Source organism: Actinomadura coerulea, assembly GCF_014208105.1.
Lineage (GTDB): Bacteria > Actinomycetota > Actinomycetes > Streptosporangiales > Streptosporangiaceae > Spirillospora > Spirillospora coerulea.
The window spans coordinates 673824-698709 of record NZ_JACHMQ010000001.1 but is presented as its reverse complement, the minus strand read 5'-3'; the positions used below and the strand labels follow the sequence as shown (position 1 = coordinate 698709).

The 24886-nt window shown below is 73.9% G+C and carries 19 protein-coding genes and 1 pseudogene; 3 read left to right on the top strand and 17 right to left on the bottom strand.

The window, feature by feature from the left end; translation table 11 throughout:
- Positions 1–28: 28 nt before the first annotated feature.
- Entirely contained in the window at positions 29–1837 is a 1809-nt protein-coding gene (locus BKA00_RS03290) for a hypothetical protein (protein WP_185023511.1), read from the bottom strand.
- A 92-nt stretch (positions 1838–1929) separates the two neighbouring features.
- Positions 1930–4014, bottom strand: a complete 2085-nt coding sequence (locus tag BKA00_RS03285) for a primosomal protein N' (protein ID WP_185023510.1) — start codon at positions 4012–4014, stop codon at positions 1930–1932.
- 136 nt (positions 4015–4150) lie between these two features.
- Here BKA00_RS03285 and BKA00_RS03280 point away from each other — a divergent pair, with 136 nt between their 5' ends.
- The gene (locus BKA00_RS03280) at positions 4151–5818 is read left to right on the top strand and encodes an MFS transporter (protein ID WP_230298486.1); all 1668 of its coding nucleotides are present in this window, start codon (positions 4151–4153) and stop codon (positions 5816–5818) included.
- A gap of 74 nt (positions 5819–5892) precedes the next feature.
- Here BKA00_RS03280 and metK read toward each other — a convergent pair whose 3' ends face one another.
- The 13 genes and pseudogenes from metK to pyrR all read right to left on the bottom strand — a co-directional run bounded on the left by metK (position 5893) and on the right by pyrR (position 20598).
- Positions 5893–7086 (bottom strand): methionine adenosyltransferase, encoded by a 1194-nt coding sequence (gene metK, locus BKA00_RS03275; protein ID WP_185023509.1) that lies wholly within the window; start codon positions 7084–7086, stop codon positions 5893–5895.
- A gap of 126 nt (positions 7087–7212) precedes the next feature.
- Positions 7213–8454, bottom strand: coding sequence for a bifunctional phosphopantothenoylcysteine decarboxylase/phosphopantothenate--cysteine ligase CoaBC (gene coaBC / locus BKA00_RS03270; protein WP_185023508.1), 1242 nt, complete (start codon positions 8452–8454; stop codon positions 7213–7215).
- Between the two features lie 155 nt (positions 8455–8609).
- A complete protein-coding gene (rpoZ, locus tag BKA00_RS03265; protein ID WP_131950118.1) occupies positions 8610–8864 on the bottom strand; it encodes a DNA-directed RNA polymerase subunit omega in 255 nt (84 codons plus the stop codon).
- Positions 8865–8891: 27 nt separating this feature from the next.
- On the bottom strand, positions 8892–9458 hold the full coding sequence (gene gmk, locus BKA00_RS03260; protein WP_185023507.1) for a guanylate kinase: 567 nt from the start codon (positions 9456–9458) through the stop codon (positions 8892–8894).
- Between the two features lie 115 nt (positions 9459–9573).
- The gene (mihF, locus tag BKA00_RS03255; protein ID WP_021597647.1) at positions 9574–9900 is read right to left on the bottom strand and encodes an integration host factor, actinobacterial type; all 327 of its coding nucleotides are present in this window, start codon (positions 9898–9900) and stop codon (positions 9574–9576) included.
- Positions 9901–10671: 771 nt separating this feature from the next.
- Positions 10672–11373, bottom strand: coding sequence for an orotidine-5'-phosphate decarboxylase (gene pyrF / locus BKA00_RS03250; RefSeq protein WP_185023506.1), 702 nt, complete (start codon positions 11371–11373; stop codon positions 10672–10674).
- Positions 11370–12350 (bottom strand): dihydroorotate dehydrogenase, encoded by a 981-nt coding sequence (locus BKA00_RS03245; RefSeq protein WP_185023505.1) that lies wholly within the window; start codon positions 12348–12350, stop codon positions 11370–11372. Before BKA00_RS03245 ends, pyrF begins: the two co-directional genes overlap by 4 nt.
- Positions 12347–13234, bottom strand: coding sequence for an iron-sulfur cluster-binding protein (locus BKA00_RS03240; RefSeq protein ID WP_185023504.1), 888 nt, complete (start codon positions 13232–13234; stop codon positions 12347–12349). Before BKA00_RS03240 ends, BKA00_RS03245 begins: the two co-directional genes overlap by 4 nt.
- A 159-nt stretch (positions 13235–13393) precedes the next feature.
- Positions 13394–16702 (bottom strand): annotated as a pseudogene (gene carB, locus BKA00_RS03235) (carbamoyl-phosphate synthase large subunit); the annotation flags it as partial.
- On the bottom strand, positions 16702–17820 hold the full coding sequence (gene carA, locus BKA00_RS03230) for a glutamine-hydrolyzing carbamoyl-phosphate synthase small subunit (protein WP_185023503.1): 1119 nt from the start codon (positions 17818–17820) through the stop codon (positions 16702–16704). The pseudogene carB and the gene carA, both read right to left, overlap by 1 nt.
- Complete coding sequence (locus tag BKA00_RS03225; protein ID WP_185023502.1) at positions 17817–19103, bottom strand: dihydroorotase; 1287 nt, start codon at positions 19101–19103, stop codon at positions 17817–17819. Before BKA00_RS03225 ends, carA begins: the two co-directional genes overlap by 4 nt.
- Positions 19100–20041 carry an aspartate carbamoyltransferase catalytic subunit gene (locus BKA00_RS03220; RefSeq protein WP_185023501.1) on the bottom strand — a complete coding sequence of 314 codons (942 nt, stop codon included), beginning with the start codon at positions 20039–20041 and terminating at the stop codon, positions 19100–19102. Before BKA00_RS03220 ends, BKA00_RS03225 begins: the two co-directional genes overlap by 4 nt.
- Positions 20038–20598 (bottom strand): bifunctional pyr operon transcriptional regulator/uracil phosphoribosyltransferase PyrR, encoded by a 561-nt coding sequence (gene pyrR, locus BKA00_RS03215; RefSeq protein WP_230298488.1) that lies wholly within the window; start codon positions 20596–20598, stop codon positions 20038–20040. Before pyrR ends, BKA00_RS03220 begins: the two co-directional genes overlap by 4 nt.
- 435 nt (positions 20599–21033) lie before the next feature.
- On the opposite strand from pyrR, the gene bldD reads away from it, so the two are divergent.
- Positions 21034–21528: a transcriptional regulator BldD gene (gene bldD, locus BKA00_RS03210; protein ID WP_021597992.1), complete on the top strand. Its 495-nt coding sequence runs from the start codon at positions 21034–21036 to the stop codon at positions 21526–21528.
- 18 nt (positions 21529–21546) lie between these two features.
- Here the strand turns inward: bldD and BKA00_RS03205 are convergent, their stop codons facing one another.
- Positions 21547–22971: an MFS transporter gene (locus BKA00_RS03205; RefSeq protein WP_230298489.1), complete on the bottom strand. Its 1425-nt coding sequence runs from the start codon at positions 22969–22971 to the stop codon at positions 21547–21549.
- 130 nt (positions 22972–23101) lie between these two features.
- Between BKA00_RS03205 and BKA00_RS03200 the strand changes: the two genes are divergently transcribed.
- Entirely contained in the window at positions 23102–23641 is a 540-nt protein-coding gene (locus tag BKA00_RS03200; protein ID WP_185023499.1) for a hypothetical protein, read from the top strand.
- On the opposite strand, the gene BKA00_RS03195 is transcribed toward BKA00_RS03200, so the two are convergent.
- A complete protein-coding gene (locus BKA00_RS03195; RefSeq protein WP_185023498.1) occupies positions 23628–24815 on the bottom strand; it encodes a CoA transferase in 1188 nt (395 codons plus the stop codon). The genes BKA00_RS03200 and BKA00_RS03195 overlap by 14 nt on opposite strands.
- Positions 24816–24886: the final 71 nt, after the last annotated feature.

The window sequence follows — 24886 nt, the reverse complement described above, 5'->3', positions numbered from 1 at the left end:
GCGCGGGCCCGGAACATTCACGCCATGTTCACACACCGCGGTGCGCGCTCTGGCGCGCCGAACGCGCCTTGTAGGCGGCGGTACGGGCGGCCTTGGCCGTCGCCTTGTCGGGGTGGTGGGCGCCCAGGGCCTCCAGGACGTCGGCCACACCGGGGTGGTGGGTGCGCCAGAGCTCGTCCACCATGGTCTTCATCTCGGCCCCGGGCGGCGCGTCGACGAGCGCCGCCGCGACGGCCTCCTCCGGCTCGGCGGTCTCCATCATCCCGGCGACCGTGTCGACGAACACCCAGAGGTACTCCTCGCGGGCCAGTTCCCGCCCCGCCGGGTCGCCCGCAGCGTTCAGCCACATCGCGGCGTAGGGCGCCACGAGCGGGTGCTGCTGCGCGGCGCGGACCACGGCGGCGGCCTCGGGGCCGACGCGGTGCAGGACGGCGGCGGCGAGGTTGCGGGCGCCGGGGCCGCCGGTCCGCATGACGTCCAGCAGGTCGGCGGCGGCGTCCTTGGGGTCGTGGGACGCCAGCCAGCCGTCGATCTCCTCGTCGGCGGCGTCCGGCCGGTACCAGGTGAGCCCCTCGATGAGTTCGGACGCGCGGGCGCCGGCCAGCTCGCCGATGACCGGGGCGGTGAACCCGTCCGCGAGGAGCAGCTCCCGGACGGCCCACACCCCGAGCGGCGTCAGCACGCGGCCCGCGCCGGACACCCCGATGACGCCCCAGTCCTCCTGGGCCGCCAGCTCCAGCGCGAGGGCGTCCGCCACGAGCGCGTGCATGGCGCCGGCGTCGCTGAGGTCGTAGGCGTCCTCGATGTGGCCCAGCAGCGCCTCGGCGAGGGCCTCGGGCCCCGTCGGCTCCTCCTGCTCGTACAGGTGCATGAGGACGCCGGTCAGCTCGTTCTGGACGAGTTCGACCGCGTCCAGGCCGTCGGCGTAGTCGTGGCCGGGCACGACGACGGCGTCGAACAGCGGCAGCCAGGCGGTGAGCAGGGCCGCGTCGTCGCCCGACTCGAGGCCCGGCAGGGCGGGGCCCGGGGCGGCGCGGCCGTCGCCGGCGTCGATCACCTTGGCCTCGACGGCGGCCCACCACAGCCGCTCCAGCGCGCCGTCGTCCTCCAGCCGCCCGTGGCGCCGCGGCGAGTCGAGTCCGAGGGCGCGGCGGGCCGCCTCGGCGTCGGGCTCGGTGAGCATGCCGTGCTCGGTCAGCGGGCGCTCGCCCGTCCAGCGGGCCAGGGCCAGGACCGCCCCGGTGAGACCGGACCTCCGCGCCGCCTCCGCGACCTCGGCCTGCGGCGCCAGCCGGACGGGCAGGACCATCAGTTCCCCGGCCTGCCGCAGGTACTCCTCGGTGCGGGCGAAGCGCTCCTCCTCGGGCTGCGCCTCGAAGTCGCGCAGCCACGCGTCGACGGCGTCCTGGTCGTCCAGGTCGATCCCGTCGGCCTGCATCAGCCCGGCGACGACCTCCGCCGCCGCCTGCCGCTCCTCGCCGTCGACGGCGGCGACGACCTCGGCGAACTCGGGGCCCGTCCGGTCGATCTCCGCCGCCAGCCCGTCGGCGCCCGCGGCGGGGACGGCGCCGGTGTCGCGCAGGTAGGCGACGATCCGGCGGAAGGCGTCCAGGATGGTGGGGACGTCGTCGCGCCCGGCGACCACCGCCTCGGGGAAGACCTCCAGGAGCAGCTCGCGGACGTGCCGCGGCTCCAGCGCCTCCGGGCCCGCGAGGCCCATCTCCTCCCGCGCCAGGTCGAGCAGGATGCGGACGCCCTGCTCGTCCAGCGCCTCGCCGCGTTCGTCCGACCACCGCCGCAGGTCGCCCGCGGTGGTCTCCACCCAGTTGTCGGCCACGCCAGAACCCTATTGGTCGGCCGCGTCCCCCGGGGTCGGTCGGCCTCCGAGGCGCCGGCCGAGTTCCCCGCGTTCAGCCCGGTTCGCGGTGGTCAGATCAGTTCCAGGGGGTCGATCTGGACGCGGACGGTCTCCGTCGCCTTGCGTGCGCTGCGTACGCCCTGGGCCTCCTTCAGCGCGCGCGCCAGGGCGTTTCCGGCGGTGCGGGGCACCCGTATCAGCGCGCGTTCCCTTTCCCGGGCCTCCGCGCCCGCCTGCGGGACGGGGACGGGCCCGAGGACCTCCGCGCCCTCAGGCAACCGGGTGTCGGCCAGAAGCTCCCGTATGGCCGCCGGGGACGCGGTGAGCGACGCCATGCGCGCGGCGGGCGGGAACCCCGCTTCCCTGCGCTCGGCCAGTTCCCGCTCCGCATACGTGACCGGGTCCCAGCGCACGAGGGCCTGGACGGCGGGCAGCGCCCCCTCGGCCGCCACGATCACCGGGCCCTGCGGGCGGACGAGCGACGCCGCGTTCATCCAGCGCCTCAGCGTCTCCTCACCGGCGCGCAGGTCAGGCCGTCCGAGGAGCACCCAGCCGTCCAGCAGCAGCGCGGCCGGGTACCCGTTCTCCGCCTGGGGCTCGGCCCCGGGCGTCGCCACCACGAGAGCCCGTTCCGGGCCGACCCGGTCGAGGACGGCCTCCCGCCCCGAGGTGCGCACGGGCACACCGGGGAACGCGCGGCCGAGCTCCTCCGCCGTGCGTTTGGCGCCCACCACGACGGCGCGCACCTGGAAGAACCCGCATTCGGGGCAGTGCCAGTCGCCCGCGATGTGGCCGCACCAGCCGCAGTAGGGGGCCGCGTGCGACGAGCCGAGCGCCAGCGGCCCCTGGCAGGTCTGGCAGCGCGCCGGTGTGCGGCACCTCCCGCAGGCGATGCCGGGGACGTACCCGCGCCTCGGCACCTGGACGAGGACGGGCCCGCTCTCCAGCGCCTGCCGGGCGGCCTCGAACGCGACGTTCGGCAGGCGCGCGGTGCGGGCGGCGGCGTCCCGGGCGAGCTGCGCGTCCTCCCCCACGTAGCGGACGCGCGGCATCCTCTCCCGGACGCGGTTCCTGTCGGCGGCGAGCGCGTGGGCCCAGCCCGTCTCCACGAGCTGCGTCGCATCGGTCGTACGGGTGAACCCGCCGATCAGGGCGCCGGCCGCCGACCGGTGCGCGCGCAGGGCGAGCACGTCGCGGGGATGCGGATACGGCGCGTGCGGCTCGGCATGGACGTCGTCGCCGTCGTCCCACAGCACGACCAGCCCGAGATCGGCGACGGGCGCGAACATGGCGGCGCGGGTGCCGACGACCGCCCGCGCCTTGCCGCGCCGGACGGCGAGCCATCTCCGGTAGCGCTCCGCGGGGCCCAGCTCCGCCGTCAGGGCGACGTGCAGGCCCTCCCCCAGCTCCGCCTCCAGCGCCGCGTCGATGCGCGCCACGTCACGTCCGTCCGCGACCACGACGAGGGCGCCGCGCCCGCCGCTCAACGCGGCGGCGACCGCGCGCGCGATGGCCTCCGTCCAGTCGGGGCCGGGCAGCGCGGTCCACACGGCCCGCGGTGACCTCCCGGCGGCCAGCGCACCGAGGAAGGACGCCCCCGCCGGGTACTCCCGCCACACTCCGGCATCGGGCGCCCCGGGCAGGGCGGGAGCGGAGTCCTCCACGGGCTCGGCTTCGACGCGGGCGTGCCGGGGAGGGACCGCGAGCCGCAGGACGTCCGCGAACGTGCCCGCGCAGCGGTCGGCCACCTCGCGCACCAGCGCGACGATCTCCGGGGCGAGAACGGGCTCGGGCGAGGTCACCCTCTCCAGGAACAGCAGCTTGCCGCCGTGGCCGCTCTCGGCGACCCGCTCCAGGAGGAAGCCGTCGACGAGCTGCCCCGCGAAGCGCACCCGCACGCGGCAGCCGGGCACCGCCTTGGCGTCCAGCTCGGCGGGGACCAGGTAGTCGAAGGGGCGGTCCAGGTGCGGGAGCGACATGTCGACCGCGATCCGCGCGACGGGCAGCTCCGCGGCCGGGCTGCGCGCCCCCTTCTTCCCCGGCGCCCTCTTCCCCGCCGCGGCGGACTTCCCGGACCTGCCCGGCCTGGCGGCGGCCGCGCCCGGAAGGGCGTCCAGCCCCGGGATCAGGTCCGTTCCCCCGCCGTCCTTCGTCACGTCCCCGTCCTACCAGATCGATCCGACACCCGGACTCGCACGCTAGGGTTGGTCCGTTTGAACGGGTGCGCGTCCTCCGGCCCATTGCCCGACGACCATCCGCGCCCTCGCCGTCCGACGAGCCCATGCAGGCGATGTGACCACAGCTCATGCCCATGAGCGGACGGACTCCCCGGACAGCAGCGGGGCGTCACGCCGTTCCCCACGATCCTCGCCCGCCGTCCGGTGGAAGAAGTGGGCGCGCCACCCCGTGGTCGCCGCCACCGTGGCGGCCGCCGTTCTGCACCTGGTGTGGGGCCTGGCCCTCGCGACCGAGGGCGGCGACCTCGCCGCTCAGGCCGCGTGGACGGACTTCGCCTGGACGCACCCCGGCGCGGCCTACAGCTTCGCCTGGTACGGCGGGATGCACCCCGCCTCCTACAGCCTTGTGTCGCCGTACCTGATGGCGGTGTTCGGCATCCGCACGGTCGCGGTGATCACGGGCACGTTCTGCGCCACGCTCACCGCGTACCTGCTCAAGCAGTTCCGGGCCCCGGTCGCGCTGCCCGCCTCCCTCTGGGCCGCCTTCGCGCTGTCCTGCAACGCCGCCTCAGGGCGCGTCACGTTCGGCCTCGGGCTCATGTTCGCCCTCATGGCGACCATCGTGGCGTTCACGCCGCGCGGGACGCCCGCCCTGCGCGCCGCGGCGATGGTCGTGCTGAGCGTGCTGGCCTCGCTCGCGAGCCCCGTCGCGGGCCTGTTCCTGCTGGTCCTGGCCGGCGCGCTCTTCCTGACCGGGCGCCGCCGCGCCGGCGTCTGCGTCGCCGTGGGCCTGCCCGTCGTGGTCGGCACCACCAGCCTGCTCTTCCCGTTCAGCGGCGTCCAGCCGATCTCCCTGGACGCGATCGTCCTGCCCGCCGTCACGAGCGTCGCCGCGATCCTGCTGTGCGCGCCGAAGAGCTGGCGGTTCGTGCGGACCGGCGCCGCCGTCTACCTGGCCGGGATCGTGCTGACCTGGCTGATCCCCTCTCCCATCGGCAGCAACGTCGAACGCCTCTCGCTGCTGTTCGGCGGCATGTTCCTGCTGTCGGCCGTCGCGCGCGCCCACGGGCGGCTGCGGATCGCCGTGCTGTCGCTGGCGTTCATCGTGACGGCGTCCTGGCAGGTCGTGAAGCCCGTCGACGACCTCATCCACACCGAGCCCGCGGCCACCGCCGCCGACCACGCCCGCGGCCTCATCGCCGAACTCGGCGCCGTCGGCGCCGACGACGCCCGCATCGAGGTCGTGCCGCTGCGCTCCCATTGGGAGTCCTCCGGCCTCAGCCGCCACTTCACGCTCGCCCGCGGCTGGAACCGCCAGGTCGACGCCGAACGCCACGAGCTGTTCTACGAGAAGGGCGCGCTGACGCCCGCCTCGTACCGCGACTGGCTGCACAAGTGGGCCGTGCAGTACGTCGTCCTGCCCGAGCAGGAGGTCGACTGGTCGGCGCAGGAGGAGGCCGCCCTCGTCGAAGGCGGCCAGCCGTACCTGACGGAGATCTGGCGGGACGAGCACTGGCGGCTGTACCGCGTGGCGAGCCCCACGCCGCTGGTCGCCCCGCCCGCGTTCGTCACGAACCTCAACTCCGGCGAACTCGTCGTCGACATGCCCTCGCCCGGGTCCGCCCTGCTGCGCGTCTCCTGGTCCCCCTGGCTGAGCGCGACGGGCGGGGACGCCTGCCTGGCGCGCGCGGGCGAGTTCGTCCGGCTGGAGGCGCGCACCCCCGGCCGCTACACCATCGCCGCCCGCTACGGCCTGCACCGCGGCAACCACTGCGCCCGCTGACGCCTCTCCCCCGCGTCTGAACGCACGAGGAAGGGCCCCGGGTCACCCCGGGGCCCTTCCTCATGGAAGACCGGTTACAGGCCGGCGGCGGAGGCCAGGTCCTTGGCGCGGTCGGTCGACTCCCAGGAGAAGTCGGGCTCCTCGCGGCCGAAGTGGCCGTAAGCAGCCGTCTGCGAGTAGATCGGGCGGAGCAGGTCCAGGTCGCGGACGATCGCGGCCGGGCGCAGGTCGAAGACCTCCCCGATCGCCTTCTCGATCTTCTCGGGGGCGACCTTCTCGGTGCCGAACGTCTCCACGAACACCCCGACCGGGTGGGCCTTGCCGATCGCGTAGGCGACCTGCACCTCGGCGCGGTCGGCGAGCTGCGCGGCGACGATGTTCTTGGCGACCCAGCGCATCGCGTACGCGGCCGAGCGGTCCACCTTGGACGGGTCCTTGCCGGAGAACGCGCCGCCGCCGTGGCGGGCCATGCCGCCGTAGGTGTCCACGATGATCTTGCGGCCGGTGAGGCCGGCATCGCCCATCGGGCCGCCGATCTCGAAGCGGCCGGTGGGGTTCACCAGCAGCCGGTAGCCCTCGGTGTCGAGCTCGAACTCGGCGAGCACCGGGTCGACGACGTGCTCCTTGACGTCGGGGGCCAGCAGCTCCTTCAGGTCGATGTCGGGAGCGTGCTGGCTGGACACCACGACGGTGTCGAGGCGGACGCCGCGGTCGCCGTCGTACTCGATGGTGACCTGGGTCTTGCCGTCGGGGCGCAGGTACGGCACGTCGCCGCTCTTGCGGACCGCCGACAGCCGCCGGGCGAGCCGGTGCGCCAGCGTGATCGGCAGCGGCATCAGCTCGGGCGTCTCGTTGGTGGCGTAGCCGAACATCAGGCCCTGGTCGCCGGCGCCCTGCCGGTCCAGGTCGTCGACGCCCTCGCCCTCGCGGGTCTCGTAGGCGTCGTCCACGCCCTGCGCGATGTCGGGCGACTGTGCGCCGATGGACACCGACACGCCGCAGGAGTGGCCGTCGAAGCCCTTCTTGGACGAGTCGTAGCCGATCTCCAGGATCTTCTCCCGGATCACGCCCGGGATGTCCACGTAGGTCTCGGTGGTGACCTCACCGGCCACATGGACCTGACCCGTCGTGATCATCGTCTCGACGGCGACCCGGCTCTTGGGGTCGTCCTTGAGCATCGAGTCGAGGATCGCGTCGCTGATCTGGTCCGCGATCTTGTCCGGGTGACCCTCGGTCACCGACTCGGAGGTGAACAGGCGGCGAGACACGTTACGTGAACTCCTTGCAGCGGCTGCTGACTGACGTCGCAGAACGGATTCTTTGTCGAGTTCGGCGAGGGACGCCGCCCCCCGCCATGGGTTCCCCACGATGTTAGGCCCAGAAGTCTAGCGGGATCAGCGCCCTCCGCCCGGACGCACGCCGGACGACGTGCGCTCCAACCGCGCGGCGACGAGGTCCCACACGACCTCGGCGAGCGCCTCCTTGGCCCCGCGGGGCACCTCGGTCCGCGACCCGTCGGCGCCGAGGACGACCGCGGCGTTGTCGGGGCGGCCGAAGGTCAGGTTCTCGCCGACCTCGTTGACGACGAGAAGGTCGCTGCCCTTGCGGGCGAGCTTGGCCCGGCCGTTGGCGAGGACGTCGTCGGTCTCCGCCGCGAAGCCCACCACGACCTGGCCGGGCCTCCGGTTCCTGCCGAGCTCGGCCAGGATGTCGGGGTTCTTGACGAGGCGGATCGGCCCGGGCTCCGCCCCCTCCGCCTTCTTGATCTTGGAGCCGCGGTAGTCGGCCGGGCGGAAGTCGGCGACGGCGGCGGCCATGACGACCGCGTCGGCCGATCCGGCGGCCGCCAGGACGGCCTCGCGCATCTGCTCGGCCGATCCGACGGCGACGGTCTCGGCGCCCGCCGGGCCGGGCAGGGCCACGTTCGCCGAGACGAGCGTCACCCGGGCGCCGCGCGCCGCGGCGGTCCGGGCGAGCGCGTAGCCCTGGAGGCCGGACGAGCGGTTCCCGATGAAGCGGACGGGGTCGATGGCCTCGCGGGTGCCCCCGGCGGAGACCACCACGTGCCGTCCGGCGAGGTCGCGCCCGGCGGAGCCGCGGGCCAGCACGTGCCGGGCGACCTCGAAGAGCTCGGCGGGGTCGGGCAGCCGGCCGGGCCCGGTGTCGGCGCCCGTGAGGCGCCCGGACGCGGGCTCGACGACGACGGCGCCACGCTCCCGCAGGGTCGCCACGTTGGCCCGGGTGGCCGGATGCTGCCACATCTCGGTGTGCATCGCGGGCGCGAACACGACGGGGCAGCGGGCGGTGAGCAGGGTGTTGGTCAGCAGGTCGTCGGCGAGGCCGTGGGCCGCCTTGGCGAGGAGGTCCGCGGTGGCCGGGGCGACGAACACCAGGTCGGCCCGCTGGCCGAGCCGGACGTGCGGGACCTCGGCGACGCCGTCCCAGACCCGCGGGGACACCGGCTTGCCGGACAGGGCGGCCCAGGTGGGCTCTCCGACGAAGCGGAGCGCGTCCTCGGTCGGCACGACGGTGACGTCGTGGCCCGACTCGGTGAGCCGCCGGAGCAGCTCGCACGCCTTGTACGCGGCGATGCCCGCGCTCACTCCGAGCACGACGCGCGGCTTGGGGGAGGTCATGTCGCCCACGATCCCATCAGGCGCCGCCCGCTCTGCCCCCGGGGTACGCGTATCCGCACCGGGGTCCGGTGATGCCCCCCGGGAAGACGCCGCGGACGCGGCCGCCGGAGACGGCGACCCCGGGCCGGTGAGCGGAGCCGGCCGCCTCGGGAGCCTCAGCCCTCGATGGGCTCGGCGTTCAGGAGGCCCTCGCGCGTCTCGCGGAGCGCGATCGACAGCGGCTTCTCCTGGACCTGCGTCTCGACGAGCGGGCCGACGTACTCCAGCAGGCCCTCGCCCAGCTGGGCGTAGTAGGCGTTGATCTGCCGGGCGCGCTTGGCCGCGATGCTCACGAGGCCGTACTTGGTGTCGACGACCTCAAGGAGCTCGTCGATCGAGGGGTTGGTGATGCCCTCGTTGCTGACTGCCACTCGGTGGCCTTCCGTAGGTTGAACAGGCTACTGGTCAGCCATCAAGGCTACCAGCTCGTCGCACACGTCCTGCACGGACGTGTTGACGAGCGTGACGTCGAACTCCTTCTCGGCGGCGAGTTCGACGCGGGCCGCGTCGAGGCGGCGCTCGATGACCTCGGGGGGCTCGGTGCCGCGTCCGGTGAGGCGGCGGACGAGCTCCTCCCAGCTCGGGGGGGCGAGGAACACCAGGCGGGCCTCGGACATGGAGCGGCGGACCTGCCGGGCGCCCTGGAGGTCGATCTCCAGGAGCACGGGCTCGCCGCGGGCGAGGCGTTCCTCGACGGGCCGGCGGGGGGTGCCGTAGCGGTTGCCCGCGAACTCGGCCCATTCGAGGAGCTGCCCCTCGGCGACGAGCCGGTCGAAACCGGCGTCGTCGACGAAGAAGTACTGCACGCCGTCGGTCTCACCCGGGCGGGGAGCCCGGGTGGTCACCGAGACCGACAGCCACACCCGGGGGTGTGAGCGCCGGATCTCGGCGACGACCGTGCTCTTGCCGACGCCCGACGGCCCGGACAGGACCGTCAGCCGCCGCGCGAGCGGGCCATGCGGCATGGAGCCTTCCGGCGCAGCGATGGGTGCGCCGGAGCCGGGCGGGATGGTGCCGTCTGCGGGTCGCCCCGAGCCGGCCGCGGCGGCCTGGCCGCCGCGCCCGCCCGTGAGTCGCGCGTCAGCGGTTCGCACTTCCGCCGAACTCACGCTCCAGGGATGCGCGCTGGTTGGCGCCGAGGCCCCGCACACGGCGGGACTCGGCGATGCCCAGGCGCTCCATGATCTGCTTCGCACGGACCTTGCCCACACCGGGCAGCGATTCCAGAAGGGCCGACACCTTCATCTTCCCGATGACGTCGTCGGACTGACCCTCTTTGAGAACCTCGGCGAGCGAGGTTCCACCGTGCTTCAGCTTGTTCTTAACCTCGGCCCGCTCCTTGCGCGCCTTGGCAGCCTTCTCCAAGGCTGCGGCGCGCTGTTCGGGGGTTAGGGGCGGAAGAGCCACGCCGGGTCACCTCAGGTTTCCACTCGACGGAGTCGGACGGGTTGGGAAACTAGCGAGTTCACCACCCATAAGGCAACGTGAAGTGCCGTTTAGCCCGCCACAAATTCACGAAAATCACTCCTCGGAGTGTCCTGAATACAGAGTGTACCCAACTCGGCCCCCTCGGAGCCGCATCCCCTTGCCTTGCTGGGACTTTCGCATGATCGTGAAAAACCGCCCGTTCTGACCGCATTTGCGGCACCCAGTGCCGCCTCGCCGCTGCGGTTCGCGCTCCCGGACGGCCGGGCCGCCACGGTCCCGCCACCGCCCTCCGGAGGCCCTCCGGGGCGGCGCGGCGGGGCCTCCCACAAATGATCCCGACCGAGTGACACTCGTCACGCCGCGCCGTTCCGCACGTCGCCCCGGCACCGTTACTGTCATCCTCGACAACACCCGCCAAGATCGTCCGCTCGGCCCGGAGGACACCCGCACCGCACCAGCTCCCCCCAGCCCGCCGCCAGGGCGCCCCATGGACGCGGAGACGCCGGCCCGCCCCGCCCGGAGACTCCCCCGGTCCGGATTCCCTCCTCCGCGTGAACGAGTTCGCCGTTCGGCGCGTATCGCAAAGCGGCGACTCCGTCCCCGCATTCGCATGCGACTAAAACCACAATCGCGATCCCCCGTGCCACAAAACTCACGCACAAAGCGGTTCTGCACACCCGGGAACCAATGGCGCGCCGAGCGTGTCCCCGCGCGGGCCGCCATGCCCGCGCGGGCCGTGCCCGGAACGCGTCAGGCGGTGCCGGCGGACGTGCGGCGCAACGCGGCGGCGATGGCGGCGGCGGCGGCGCCGGGGTCCGGCGCGGCGGTGATGGGCCGGCCGATGACCAGCAGGTCGGCTCCGGCGGCCAGGGCGTCCTCGGGAGTGGCGACGCGGGCCTGGTCCTGGTGGCCGGAGCCCGCGGGGCGGACGCCGGGCGTGATGAGCGTGACGTCCGGGCCGACCTCGGCGCGGACGGCGGCGGCCTCCTGCGGGGAGCACACGAGGGCCTGAGCGCCCGCCTCGACGGCGAGGACGGCGAGGCGGCGGACGGCGTCCGGAGCGGGCCCCGCGAGGCCGAGGGCGGTGAGATCGGCGTCCCCGAGGGACGTCAGGACCGTCACCGCGGCGATCTTGGTGGCGGGGGCGGCCCGCACCGCCTCGCGGATCATCGCGGGCCCCCCGGCGGCGTGCACGGTCAGGTAGGCCGGCTTGAGGCGCGCCACGGCGCGGGCGGCGCCGCGGACGGTCGCGGGGATGTCGTGCAGCTTCAGGTCGAGGAACACCTGGACGCGGCTGGCGCCCCGCACGCTGGCGACGACGTCCGGCCCGTACCGCAGGTACAGCTCCAGGCCGACCTTGACGGTGGAGACGTGCGGCGTGACCAGGGTGGCCCAGCGCGCGGCCGTCTCCAGGTCGGGCGCGTCCAGCGCGACGGCGATGGGGGCGGTCACAGCTTCTCCTTCTCGGGCTCTTGCCGGCGCACCTGGGGCGGGACGTACCCGGCGGGCTTGTGCGCGAGGCCGACGGCGTCGGCGAGGCGGCCGATGCGGCGGGCCGCGAGCGCCTCCTCCAATTCGCGCAGGACGCGCGGGCCGGCCATGGGGTCGTGGAACAGGGCGGTGCCGACGGCGACGGCGGAGGCGCCGGCGAGGACGAACTCCAGGGCGTCCAGGCCGGTGGCGATGCCGCCGACGCCGATGATCGGGGTGGTGGGCAGCGCGGCGTGCACCTGGTAGACGCAGCGGACCGCGATGGGCCGCACGGCGGGCCCGGACAGGCCGCCGGACACGCCCGTGAGGGCAGGACGCAGCGTCTGCGGGTCGATCGCCATGGCCTCCATGGTGTTGATCAGGGTGAGGCCGTCGGCGCCCGCGTCGACGCACGCCAGCGCGATCGTGACGATGTCGGTCACGTCGGGTGCGAGCTTGGCGAAGACCGGGACGCCCGGCCGGGCGTGCGCGCGCACGGCCCGCACGACGGACGCCGCGGCGGCCGGGTGCCAGCCGAACATGCGGCCGCGGTCCTCGACGTTGGGGCAGGCGACGTTGACCTCGATCGCGGCGACGCCCGGGACGTTGCGCAGGCGGCGCGCCAGGGCGCCGTACTCCTCGACGCTGCTGCCCGCGACGGAGACGATCGTGCGGACCTCCTGCTCGATGAGCCAGGGCAGGTCGCGCTCCAGGAAGGTCTCCACGCCGGGACCGGGCAGGCCCATGGCGGTGAGGAGGCCGCTCGGGGTCTCGGTCACACGCGGTGTGGGACGTCCCGCGCGCGCTTGCGCCATCACCGACGTCGTGACGAACGCGCCGAGTCGGGTGAGGTCGAAGAACTGGGCGAGCTCCCGGCCCGTCCCACCGCACCCGGAGGCCGTCAGGACCGGATTGGGCAGTTCCAGGGGCCCGAGTGTGGTCGTGACCCGGTCGCTCACTGCGAACCCCCTTCAGAGACGCTCAGGACGCGCGGCGCGCCGAGCGCGTCGAACGGGATGGTCCCGAGGTCGCCCCAGCGGACGCGGTCGCCGCGCAGGACGGGGCCGTCCGCGCAGGCGCGGACCATGCGGGTCACCCCGTCCTCGCCGTGGACGGGGAGCATGCAGGTCATGCACACGCCGATGCCGCACGCGCCCGTCTGCTGGAGGAACTCCTCGACCGACACCTGCGAGGGCAGGCCGAAGTCGCCGGCGATCTGGGTGACCGAGCGGAGCAGGGCCGTGGGGCCGCAGCCGTAGACGACGTCCGCGCCCGTCTCCTCGATGACGCGGGGCAGCACGTCGCGGACGGCGCCCTTCTCCCCCATCGACCCGTCCTCGGTGACGACGGCCGAGCTGTCGCCGATGCGCTGCGCCATGCGGGACCCGAACACCTGCCGGGCGGAGGCGCCGGCGAGCACGAAGTGCACCTGGCAGCCGCGCCGCAGCAGCGTGTCGGCCAGCGCGAACACGGCCGCGCCGCCGGGTCCGCCGCCGACGAGCAGGCAGGTGACAGGGTCGCGGGGCAGCCGGAACGGGCGGCCGAGCGGCCCGACGAGGTCGATCTGGTCGCGGGAGCGGCGGCCGGCGAGCCAGGCGGTGCCGGGCTCGGTGTCGGCGAACACCAGCTCGACTGTGCCGCCGTAGTCGGACTTGACCTCGTGCACCCCGATGCACCGGCGCACCAGGCGGGACGTTTGCTCGCCGCCCACGGCGAGCGCCACGAACTGGCCGGGCCTGAACCGTTCGGCGATGGCCGGGGCCACCAGCGTCATCGCGCGGTAGTCCTGCACCTCGCGGACCGTCAGAACCGTCGCCGAGGTATGCACCGGCGTGTCGGACACCCGTCTCCCTCTCCTCGTCGCGTGCGCCGGGCGGGGCCGGGCGTCGTGCCCGCCCGGCCCCGCCCGGTCCTGTCAGCCGGGCTACACGGCGCCGTCCCCGTCCGGGGCCGCCGCGCCGTCCGCGCCGTCCGGGCCGGAGGCGCCGCCGCGGCCGTGCGCGCCGCTGAGCCGCTCGGCGTGCTCCTGGAGAGAGCGGACGCCGACCTGGCCGCCCGCGACGGCCTCGATGCCCTGCACCGCCGCCGCGAGCCCCTGGACGGTCGTCACGCACGGTACGCCCCGCAGCACGGCCGCGGTACGGATCTCGTAGCCGTCGAGCCGCGGCCCGGACTGGCCGGGGCTGCCGAACGGAGTGTTGACGATGAGGTCGACCTCGCCGTCGAGGACGCGCCGCACGATCGTGGGCTCGCCGGACGGGCCCGGACCCTCGCTGTGCTTGCGCACGATCTTGGCACGCACGCCGTTGCGGCGCAGGACCTCCGCGGTCCCTTCCGTGGCAAGAATCTCAAAGCCCAGGTCAGCCAGGCGCTTCACGGGGAACACCATGTGCCGTTTGTCGCGGTTCGCGACGGACACGAACGCGCGCCCCTTGGTCGGCAGCGACCCGTAGGCGGCCTGCTGCGACTTGGCGAACGCGGTGCCGAAGACCTCGTCGATGCCCATGACCTCGCCGGTGGAGCGCATCTCCGGGCCGAGGACGATGTCGACGCCCTGCCCGTGCTCGTTGCGGAACCGGTCGAAGGGCAGGACGGCCTCCTTCACCGCGATCGGCGCGTCCAGCGGCAGGGTCCCGCCGTCGCCGGACTCGGGCAGCATGCCCTCGGCGCGCAGCTCGGCGATGGTCGTGCCCATCATCACGCGGGCCGCCGCCTTGGCGAGGGGCACGGCGGTCGCCTTGGAGACGAACGGCACCGTGCGGGAGGCCCGCGGGTTCGCCTCCAGCACGTACAGGACTCCCGCGGACAGCGCGTACTGGACGTTCATCAGCCCGCGCACGCCGACGCCGCGCGCGAGCGCCTCCGTCGACTCGCGGATGCGGCGGATGTCGTCGTGCCCCAGCGTGATGGGCGGCAGGGCGCACGCCGAGTCGCCGGAGTGGATGCCGGCCTCCTCGATGTGCTCCATCACGCCGCCGAGGTACAGCTCCTCGCCGTCGAACAGCGCGTCCACGTCGATCTCGATGGCCTCGTCCAGGAAGCGGTCGACCAGGACGGGGTGCTCGGGGCTCGCCTCGGTGGCGCGGGCCATGTACGACTCCAGCGTGGAGTCGTCGTACACGATCTCCATGCCGCGCCCGCCCAGCACGTAGGACGGGCGGACGAGGACGGGGTAGCCGATCTCTGCGGCGATCTCCCGCGCCTCCTCGTAGGACGTGGCCGTGCCGTGCTTGGGCGCGAGCAGCCCCGCCCGGTGCAGGACCCGTCCGAACGCCCCGCGCTCCTCGGCGAGGTGGATGCTCTCCGGCGAGGTGCCCACGATCGGCACGCCGGCGTCCTTCAGCTTCTGGGCGAGGCCGAGGGGCGTCTGGCCGCCGAGCTGGACGATGACGCCCGCGACCTCGCCGGACTGCTGCTCCGCGTAGACGACCTCCAGCACGTCCTCGAGCGTGAGGGGCTCGAAGTAGAGCCGGTCGGAGGTGTCGTAGTCGGTGGAGACCGTCTCGGGGTTGCAGTTGACCATCACGGTCTCGTAGCCCGCCTCGGCCAGCGTGAACGACGCGTGGACGCAGGAGTAGTCGAACTCGACGCCCTGGCCGATGCGGTTGGGGCCGCTGCCCAGGATGAGGACCTTCGGCTTGGCGCCCGGAGGTACCTCGGTCTCCTCGTCGTAGGCGGAGTAGAGGTAGGGGGTCTGCGCCTCGAACTCGGCGGCGCAGGTGTCCACGGTGAGGTAGACCGGGCGGATGCCGAGGGCGTGGCGCAGCTCGCGCACGACCTCTTCGGAGAGGTTGCGCAGCTCGCCGATCTGCGCGTCGGAGAACCCGTGCCGCTTGGCGCGCAGCAGCTTGTCCTTGGTGAGCGCGTCGTCGGCGGTGCGGATCTCCTCCGCGACCTCGTTGATGGCGGCGATCTGGTCCAGGAACCAGGGGTCGATGCCGGTCGCCTCGTAGAGCTCCTCGACGGTGGCCCCGGCCCAGAGCGCGCGCTGGACGTCCCTGAGCCGCCCGTCGTGGGGGCGGCGGGCCGACTCGACGAGCGCGGCGGCGTCGGCGCCGGCCGCCCAGCTGAACGAGGTCCCCTTCTGCTCGAGGGACCGCAGGGCCTTCTGCAGGGCCTCGGTGAAGCACCGGCCGATGGCCATGGCCTCGCCCACGGACTTCATGTGCGTGGTGAGCGTGCCGTCGGCGCCGGGGAACTTCTCGAACGCGAACCGGGGCACCTTCACCACGACGTAGTCGAGCGTCGGCTCGAACGAGGCGGGCGTCTCGCGGGTGATGTCGTTGGGGATCTCGTCCAGCGTGTACCCGATGGCCAGCTTCGCCGCGATCTTGGCGATGGGGAAGCCGGTGGCCTTGGAGGCCAGGGCCGAGGACCGCGACACCCGCGGGTTCATCTCGATGACGATCATCCGGCCGGTGCCGGGGTTCACGGCGAACTGGATGTTGCAGCCGCCGGTGTCGACGCCGACCTCGCGGATCACCGCGATCGCGACGTCCCGCATGTTCTGGTACTCGCGGTCGGTCAGCGTCAGCGCGGGCGCGACGGTGATCGAGTCGCCGGTGTGCACGCCCATCGGGTCGAGGTTCTCGATCGAGCACACGATCACCACGTTGTCGCGGCGGTCGCGCATGACCTCCAGCTCGTACTCCTTCCAGCCGAGGATCGACTCCTCCAGGAGCACCTCGCCGGTCGGGGACGCGTCCAGCCCGGCCCCGGCGATGCGGCGCAGGTCGTCCTCGTCGTGGGCGAAGCCGGAGCCGCGCCCGCCCATCGTGAAGGACGGCCGGACGACGAGGGGGTAGCCGAGCTCGCCCGCGGCCGCCAGGCAGTCCGCCATCGAGTGGCAGATGACCGACCGGGCGGACTCGGCGTTCAGGCCCTGCTCGCGGGCGACCTTGGCGACGACCTCCTTGAACCGCTCGCGGTTCTCCCCGGCCTGGATCGCGTCCACGTCGGCGCCGATCAGCTCGACCCCGTACTTGGCGAGGACGCCGCCCTCGTAGAGCGCGATGGCGGTGTTCAGGGCCGTCTGGCCGCCGAGGGTGGGCAGCAGCGCGTCCGGCCGCTCCTTGGCGATGATCTTCTCGACGACCTCCGGGGTGATCGGCTCGACGTAGGTCGCGTCGGCGAACTCGGGGTCGGTCATGATCGTGGCCGGGTTGCTGTTCACCAGCGTGACCCGCAGGCCCTCGGCCTTGAGCACCCGGCACGCCTGGGTGCCGGAGTAGTCGAACTCGCACGCCTGCCCGATGACGATCGGCCCGGAGCCGATGACGAGGACGGAGTTCAGGTCTTCGCGACGCGGCATTACTTCGACGCCTCCATCAGGTCGCAGAAACGGTCGAAGAGGCCGGAGGCGTCGTGCGGGCCGGCCGCGGCCTCCGGGTGGTACTGGACACTGAACGCCGGGCGCTCCAGCAGCCTCAGCCCCTCGACGCACCCGTCGTTCAGGTTGACGTGGCTGACCTCGCCGGGCCCGTAGGGGGTGTCGAACGGCCCGTCGGCGGGCGCGTCCACGGCGAACCCGTGGTTGTGCGCCGACACGTCGACCTTGCCGGTCGTCCGGTCCTGGACGGGCTGGTTGATGCCCCGGTGGCCGAACCTCAGCTTGTAGGTGCCGAGGCCGAGCGCGCGACCGAAGATCTGGTTGCCGAAGCAGATCCCGAAGAACGGCGTCCCGGCGTCGAGGACGCCCCTCAGCGCGTCCACGGCGTAGCCCGCGGCGGCCGGGTCCCCGGGGCCGTTGGAGAAGAACACGCCGTCGGGGGCGAGGGCGAGGATGTCCCCGGCCGTGCTGGTCGCCGGCAGGACGTGCACCTCGCAGCCCCGCTCGGACATCCGGTACGGCGTCATCGACTTGATGCCGAGGTCGACGGCCGCGACCGTGTAGCGCTTCTCGCCCCGCGCCGGGATGACGTAGGGCTCCCGGGTGGAGACGTCCCGGGCGAGGTCGGCGCCCTCCATCGAGGGGCTCCTCCGGACGCGCTCGACGAGGGCGTCCTCTCCGGCGAGCGCGGCGTCCGCGCCGCTGAAGATGCCGGCGCGCATCGCGCCCCGGTCGCGCAGGTGCCGCGTCAGCGCCCGCGTGCCCGGCATGGCGATGCCCACCACCCCCTGCTCGCGCAGCGCCGAGCCGAGCGAGCCCGTGGCGCGCCAGTTGGACGCCACGCGGGCGGGCTCGCGCACGACGTAGCCGGCCACCTGGATGCGGCGCGACTCGGGGTCCTCGGCGTTGACGCCGGTGTTGCCGATGTGGGGGGACGTCATCGCCACGATCTGGCGCGCGTACGAGGGGTCGGTCAGGGTCTCCTGGTAGCCGGTCATGCCGGTGTTGAAGACCATCTCGCCGAAGGTCTCCCCCTCGGCCCCGTACGCGACCCCGCGGAACACCCTGCCGTCTTCCAGAACGAGCAGAGCAGGGTTCATTGGAGCTTCCCTTCGAGGACGGTCGGCTTGCCGCGCAGGAACGTCGCGACGACCCGGCCGGGCAGTTCCAGCCCCGCGAACGGGGTGTTGCGGCTCTTGGAGGTCATCGCGGACGGGTCGACGGCGCGGCGCGGCGCCGGGTCGTACAGCGTGATGTTGGCGGGGGAGCCGGCCTCCAGCGGACGTCCCTGTCCGGAGAGGCGGCCGATGCGGGCGGGCCGGACCGACATGCGGTCGGCGACCCCGGCCCAGTCGAGCAGGCCGGTCTCGATCATGGCCTCCTGGACGACCGGCAGCGCCGTCTCCAGGCCGATCATGCCCATGGCGGCCACGGCCCACTCGGTCTCCTTGGCCTCGACCGGGTGCGGGGCGTGGTCGGTGGCGACGCAGTCGATCGTCCCGTCGGCGAGGGCGTGCCGCAGCGCGGTGACGTCGTCGGCGGTGCGCAGCGGCGGGTTGACCTTGAAGATCGGGTCGTAGGACCCGGCCTTGGCGTCGTTCAGCAGCAGGTGGTGGGGGGTGACCTCGGCGGTCACCGGGCAGCCCTTGCTCTTGGCCCACCGGATGATCTCCACCGAGCCGGCCGTGGAGACGTGGCACACGTGCAGCCGCGACCCGACGTGCTGGGCCAGCAGCACGTCCCGGGCGATGATCGCCTCCTCGGCGACGGCGGGCCAGCCGCGCAGGCCGAGCGCCGCGGACATCTCGCCCTCGTTCATCTGCGCGCCCTCGGTGAGGCGCGGCTCCTGGGCGTGCTGGGCGACGACGCCGTCGAACGCCTTCACGTACTCCAGGGCCCGGCGCATGATGACCGCGTCGGACACGCAGTGCCCGTCGTCGGAGAAGACCCGCACCCCGGCGGCGGAGTCGGCCATCGCGCCGAGCTCGGCGAGCTGCTCGCCGGCGATGCCGCGGGTGACCGCCCCGACCGGCTGGACGTCGCAGTACCCGGCCTCGCGCCCGAGCCGCCACACCTGCTCGACCACGCCGGCGGTGTCGGCGACGGGGTCGGTGTTGGCCATCGCGTGGACGGCCGTGTACCCGCCCATCGCGGCGGCCCGCGTGCCGGACTCGACGGTCTCGGCGTCCTCGCGGCCCGGCTCGCGCAGGTGGGTGTGCAGGTCGACGAGGCCGGGCAGGGCCACGAGCCCGCCGGCGTCGACGACCTCGGCGCCGGTCTCGTCGAGGCCGGTCCCGACCGCGGCGATCGCGCCCTCGCGGACGAGGATGTCGGCGGCGCGGCCGCCGAGGACGCGGGCGCCCTTGATGACGTAGGTGCTCACTGGGGGACCTCCTGGCCGATGGCGGGCTCGGAGCCTCCGAGCAGCAGGTAGAGGACGGCCATGCGCGCGCTGACGCCGTTGGCGACCTGCTCGACGATCGTGGAGCGGACCGAGTCGGCGACCTCGGCGGCGATCTCGACGCCGCGGTTCATCGGCCCGGGGTGCATGACGATGGCGTGCTCGGGCAGCTCGGCCATGCGCTCGGCGTCCAGCCCGTAGCGGCGGCTGTACTCGCGCACCGTCGGGAAGTAGGCGGCGTTCATGCGCTCCTGCTGGACGCGGAGCATCATGATCACGTCGCTCTTCGGGAGGACGGCGTCCAGGTCGTAGGACACCGAGCAGGGCCAGGTGTCGATCGCGACCGGCAGCAGCGTCGGGGGCGCGACCACGGTGACGTCGGCGCCGAGCGTGTCCAGCAGCAGGACGTTGGATCGTGCCACGCGGCTGTGCAGCACGTCCCCGACGATCGTGACCTTGCGGCCCTCCAGATCGCCCAGGCGCTTGCGCATCGTGAACGCGTCCAGGAGCGCCTGCGTGGGGTGCTCGTGGGTGCCGTCGCCGGCGTTGACCACGCTGCCCCGCACCCAGCCGGCCAGCCGGTGCGGCGCGCCGGAGGCGTTGTGCCGGATGACGACGCCGTCCGCGCCCATCGCCTCCAGGGTGAGCGCCGTGTCCTTCAGGCTCTCGCCCTTGGACACGCTGGAGCCCTTGGCGGAGAAGTTGATCACATCGGCGGACAGCCGCTTGGCCGCGGCCTCGAACGAGATGCGGGTGCGGGTGGAGTCCTCGAAGAACAGGTTGACGACCGTCCGGCCGCGCAGCGTCGGCAGCTTCTTGATCGAGCGGCCCGCGATCTGCGCGAGCTCCTCGGCCGTGTCGAGGACGAGCAGCGCGTCGTCGCGGGTGAGGTCGGCGGCGGAGATCAGGTGGCGGTTCATTCGGTACCCCCCGTCGGGCCGAGCAGCACCGCGTCGCGCCCGTCGTTCTCGTCCAGCAGGACCCGCACGGTCTCGCGCATCGAGGTGGGCAGGTTCTTGCCCACGTAGTCGGCCCGGATCGGCAGCTGCCGGTGCCCGCGGTCCACCAGCACCGCCAGCTGGACGGCGCGGGGCCGGCCGAGGTCGTTCAGCGAGTCCAGCGCGGCGCGCACCGTGCGCCCGGAGAACAGCACGTCGTCGACGAGCACGACGACCCTGTCGTCGATCCCCTCGGCGGGCAGCTCCGTGCGGCCGAGGGCGCGGGCGGGGCGCATCCGCAGGTCGTCCCGGTACATGGTCACGTCGAGCGAGCCCCAGGGCACCGGGCGGCCCTCGACCTCGCGCAGGGCGCCCGCGAGCCGCTCGGCCAGCGTCACGCCCCGGGTCTGGATGCCGAGCAGCAGGACGTCGTGGCCGCCCTTGGTCCGCTCGAGGATCTCGTGTGCGATACGTGTCAGCGCGCGCCGGATGTCGGGACCCTCCAGAACGGCCTTGGGCCGGGGGTCACCGTCCGCCACGCGATGCTCCTGCCTGGAGGCAGCATTCACCGCCGAAACCTCCTTCCCCGCCTCACGGGACGGGCCTTAAAGGACGTCGTGTCCCCCACACGTTAGCAGCCGGCCCCGCCTGCCCCGCACCCCGGCCCGGCCCTCGTCTTCGCAGGTGAGAGGGGTCACATTCGGAGGCGTTCGGGAGGCCGGCGCGGCCCTGCGGGCGCGCCGCCGACCCCTGCCGGCACGGGCTCTCGCGATCCGGACGGCCCGGATCGAGTCCTGCGGATTCGACCGCTTTTTTCCAATCAGCTTGACCTGGGGCCGTACCCGTTTTACCGTCACTGTCCGTAACCATCCCTGGAGACAGAGTCCTGAGGCCCCCTGGCTTCGCGAATCTGTCTCCCCCCGGTGACCAGCCGGGGTTCGACGACGACGAAAGTGAGCCTGGGGGGCCGCATCATGCCGTCTGAATACGCAAAGGCTCTCGGCGCGCGCCTGCGCGCCATCCGCACCCAGCAGGGCCTGTCCCTGCACGGCGTGGAGGAGAAGTCACGCGGCCGCTGGAAGGCCGTCGTCGTGGGTTCGTACGAGCGGGGCGACCGCGCCGTCACCGTTCAGAAGCTGGCCGAGCTCGCCGATTTCTATGGCGTGCCGGTTTCCGAGTTGCTGCCCGGCGGAGCCGCGCCGAGCCCGCTCGGGCCTACACCCAAGCTCGTGATCGATCTAGAGCGGTTGCAGCAGCTTCCGAAAGACAAGGCCGGTCCTCTCGCCCGCTACGCCGCGACGATCCAGAGCCAGCGGGGCGACTACAACGGAAAGGTCCTGTCCATCCGCCAGGAGGACCTGCGATCACTCGCGGTCATCTATGACAAGTCCCCGACCGAGCTCACCGAGGAGCTGATCGGCTGGGGCGTCCTCGACCCGGAGGCGCGCCGCGCCGTCGAGTCGTTCTGATTCACCGCACGACCTGTTTCACCGCACGACCGTGACGGGGTCCGGCACCGCGCCGGGCCCCGTTCCGCGTGCGAGCCGCCTCCCCGGGCGCGGGACGAGCAGGGCCAGCGGGAGGACGGCCGCCACGACGGCGGCGCTCACCGCGAACCCGGCGGAGAACCCGCCCTCGCCGGGGACCGCGACGACGATGACCGCGCTGATCTGCGTCCCGAGGGACGCTCCGACGGTGCGCAGCAGCGTGTTGATGCCGGTGGCCACGCCGGTCTCCCCGGGCGGGACGGCGGCGACCACCAGGGTCGCCACGGCGGCGTAGGCGAGGCCGAGGCCGACGCCCCGCGCCAGGCCGCCGACGTAGAGGTGCCACATGGCGCCGTGCTCGACCGCCACGAACGCGTAGCCGAGGCCGGTCAGGGCAGCGCCGCCGAGCAGCACCGCGCGGGAGCCGACGCGCCGGTCGAGCAGGCCCGCCGTCATGCCCGCGACGGTCATGCCGACGCTGGCGGGAAGCTGGAGCAGCGCCGCCTGCGTGGCCGTCCCGCCGAAGCCGTACCCGGTGCCCTCGGGGAGCTGGACGAGCAGGGGGAACAGCAGCCCGCCCGCCATCAGCGCGTAGCCGGACAGGAGCGAGGCGGCGTTCGCCGTCCACACCCCGCGCACCCGCATGAGGCGCAGGTCGACCAGGGGCTCGCGGACGCGGGCCTCCACCCACAGCCAGGCGGCGGCCGCCGCGAGCGCGAACGCGAGGAGCCCGAGGACGCCCGGGGACGTCCAGCCCCAGTCCATCCCCTCGGTGAGGGCGGTGAGCGCGGCCACCAGCCAGGCGGCGAAGAGCGCGGCGCCCCACCAGTCGACCCGCGCCGCCCCGCGCGGGGCCTCGCCGCGGCGTCCGGCCGGAACGATCCACCAGGCCAGGACGACGCCGGGCACCAGGCCGGTCAACGGCACCCACAGCAGCCAGCGCCAGCCGAGCAGGTCGATGATCGGGCCCGCCAGGCACCACGAGACGGCGCCGCCGAGACCGAGCATGGACGACATGAGCCCGACGGCCGGGGCCCGCCGGGCGGGCGGCAGGACGTCCCGGATGATCGTGTACGCCAGCGGGAAGACGCCTCCGCCGACGCCGCTGAGCACGCGTCCGGCGAGCATGACCGGCACCGTTCCGGCCAGCGCCGCGACCACCGTGCCGGCGGTGGCGACGGCGAGTACCGCGAGCAGCACGCGGCGCGCCCCGTACAGGTCGCCGAGCCGCCCGACCACCGGCGTGGCCACGGCCGCGGACAGCGTCATCGCCGTGAGCGCCCACGCCGCGCCCGCCGGGGTCGTGTGCAGCCCGTGCTGGATCTGCGGCAGCGCGGGCGTCACCACGGCCATCGAGAGCGAGTAGGCCATGACGCCGAGGAAGGCCAGCAGGGGGACCAGCCCGCGCCCGCCCCGCCCCGCCACCGCACCCTCCCGAAGTTCGCCTGCCTAACAATCTCATACCAGGACGAACCACCCCGCTCCCCCCTGCGGGGGATCCGGTTCGGCCACGGGAGGGAAGGCGGCCGCGCCCCGGGCCGACATGATCATCTGTATGACCGTGCTCTCCCGTCCCGCCCCTCCCGCGCCCCCGGCGATACGGCACGTCCCCCGCTGGGCGCATCTGGCCGCCCACACGATCACCCTGCTCGCGCTGCCGTCCGGCGTCTGGCGGCTGGGCCTCGCCCTGGGCTTCCACCTCGGGTACACCGAGGAGGGCTACCGGACCGTCTGCCCGCCCGGGTTCTGGGGACCCGGGTATCTGGTGCTGCTCGCGGTCCTCAGCGAGGGCGCCGCCCTGCTGGCCCTCGGACTCGTGCGGCCGTGGGGCGAGGTCGTCCCGCTCTGGGTCCCGTTCGCCGGAGGCCGGACGATCCCGCCCGCGGCGGTCCTGGTGCCCGCGTGGGCGGGCGTCGCCGTCCTCGCCGCGCTGTGGACGCCCCTGGCGGCCTGGTGGAGCATGCCCGCGGACGACATGACCCCCACCGGCCACACCGTCGTCGGGTTCCTCTACCTGCCTCTCGTGGCCTGGGCGCCTCTCCTCGCCGCCCTTGCCGTCGCCTACCGCCGCCGCCGAGGCGTCACGAAGCCGTGATGGTCCCGTTGGCGCGCAGGGCCTCGACGCGCTCGGGGGGCAGGGCCAGGACGTCGCGGAGGACCTCCTCCGTGTGCTCGCCAAGGGCGGGGGCGGGGACCGGAGGCGGCGAGGCGTCGCCGAACCGCAGCGGCGAGCCCGGGGCCAGGTGGGGGCCCACGCCCGGCTGGTCGAGCGGCGCCATGAGCGGCTCGTCCCGCAGACCGGCGGCCACCTCAGCGAAGTCGCGGTAGCGGGACCACAGCACGGACGTCCGCTCCAGCCCGTCCGCGACCTGCTCGCAGGTGCGGGAGGCGAACCACGACGCGAGCACGCCTCCCAGCGCCTCGCGGTGGCCGTAGCGGTCGCCGGCGCGGCGGAAGTCGGCGCCGAGGGCGCGTTCGAGGGCCTCGACCACCTCACCGAGGCCGGTCGCCTCGACCAGGTCGCGCCAGTGCCGGGCCGTGAGGACCGCGACCATGACCCGCCCGTCGGCCGCGGCGAAGTCGCGTCCGAAGTCGCCGAAGAGGTGGTTGCCCAGCCGCGCCCTGGGCTCGCCGAGCTGGGCCTCCGCGAGGTAGCCGAGGTTCCCCGCGGTGGCCAGGGCGACGTCCCGCAACGCGACCCGGATCCGCCGGCCCTCGCCGGTGCGCAGCCGGTGCCGCTCCGCCGCCAGCAGCCCGACGGCCATGTAGAGGCCGCACGCCACGTCCCACGCGGGCAGCGCGTGGTTGACGGGGGCCTCCCGGCCGGCCGGCCCCGTGATCGACGGGAAGCCCATCGCGGCGTTGACCGTGTAGTCGACGGCGTTGCCGCCCTCCCGGGTCCCCTGAAGCCGGACGTGGATCAGGTCGGGCCGCGCGGCCCTCAGCACCTCGTAGGACAGCCCCGGCCGCGGCGGCGCGTTGGTCAGGACGACGCCGCCGTCCGCGACGAGCCCGGCGACCAGCTCGCGGCCCTCGGACGACCGCAGGTCGACGGCGACCGACCGCTTGCCCTTGTTCAGCCCGGCCCAGTACAGGCTGCGACCGGACGGCGCGAGCGGCCACCGGTCGATGTCGGGCCCGCCGCCGATCTGGTCGACGCGGATGACGTCCGCGCCGAGCTGCGCCAGGGTCATCCCGCCCAGCGGCGTCGCGACGAAGCTGGACAGCTCGATGACGCGCATCCCGTCCAGCGGCGGTAGATCGGCCATCCGGCCATGTCTACCAACAGCCCTCCCCCGCTCCGCGACCGGGGTGAGCGCGCGCTGAGGGCGCGGTGGGA

Coding starts and splice junctions, on each gene's coding strand:
- bldD (WP_021597992.1), top strand. CDS start 21,034: ATGCCGTCTGAATACGCAAAGGCTCTCGGCGCGCGCCTGCGCGCCATC.
- BKA00_RS03195 (WP_185023498.1), bottom strand. CDS start 24,815: ATGGCCGATCTACCGCCGCTGGACGGGATGCGCGTCATCGAGCTGTCC.
- coaBC (WP_185023508.1), bottom strand. CDS start 8,454: ATGACCTCCCCCAAGCCGCGCGTCGTGCTCGGAGTGAGCGCGGGCATC.
- BKA00_RS03220 (WP_185023501.1), bottom strand. CDS start 20,041: ATGAACCGCCACCTGATCTCCGCCGCCGACCTCACCCGCGACGACGCG.
- gmk (WP_185023507.1), bottom strand. CDS start 9,458: ATGCCGCATGGCCCGCTCGCGCGGCGGCTGACGGTCCTGTCCGGGCCG.
- BKA00_RS03200 (WP_185023499.1), top strand. CDS start 23,102: ATGACCGTGCTCTCCCGTCCCGCCCCTCCCGCGCCCCCGGCGATACGG.
- carA (WP_185023503.1), bottom strand. CDS start 17,820: ATGAACCCTGCTCTGCTCGTTCTGGAAGACGGCAGGGTGTTCCGCGGG.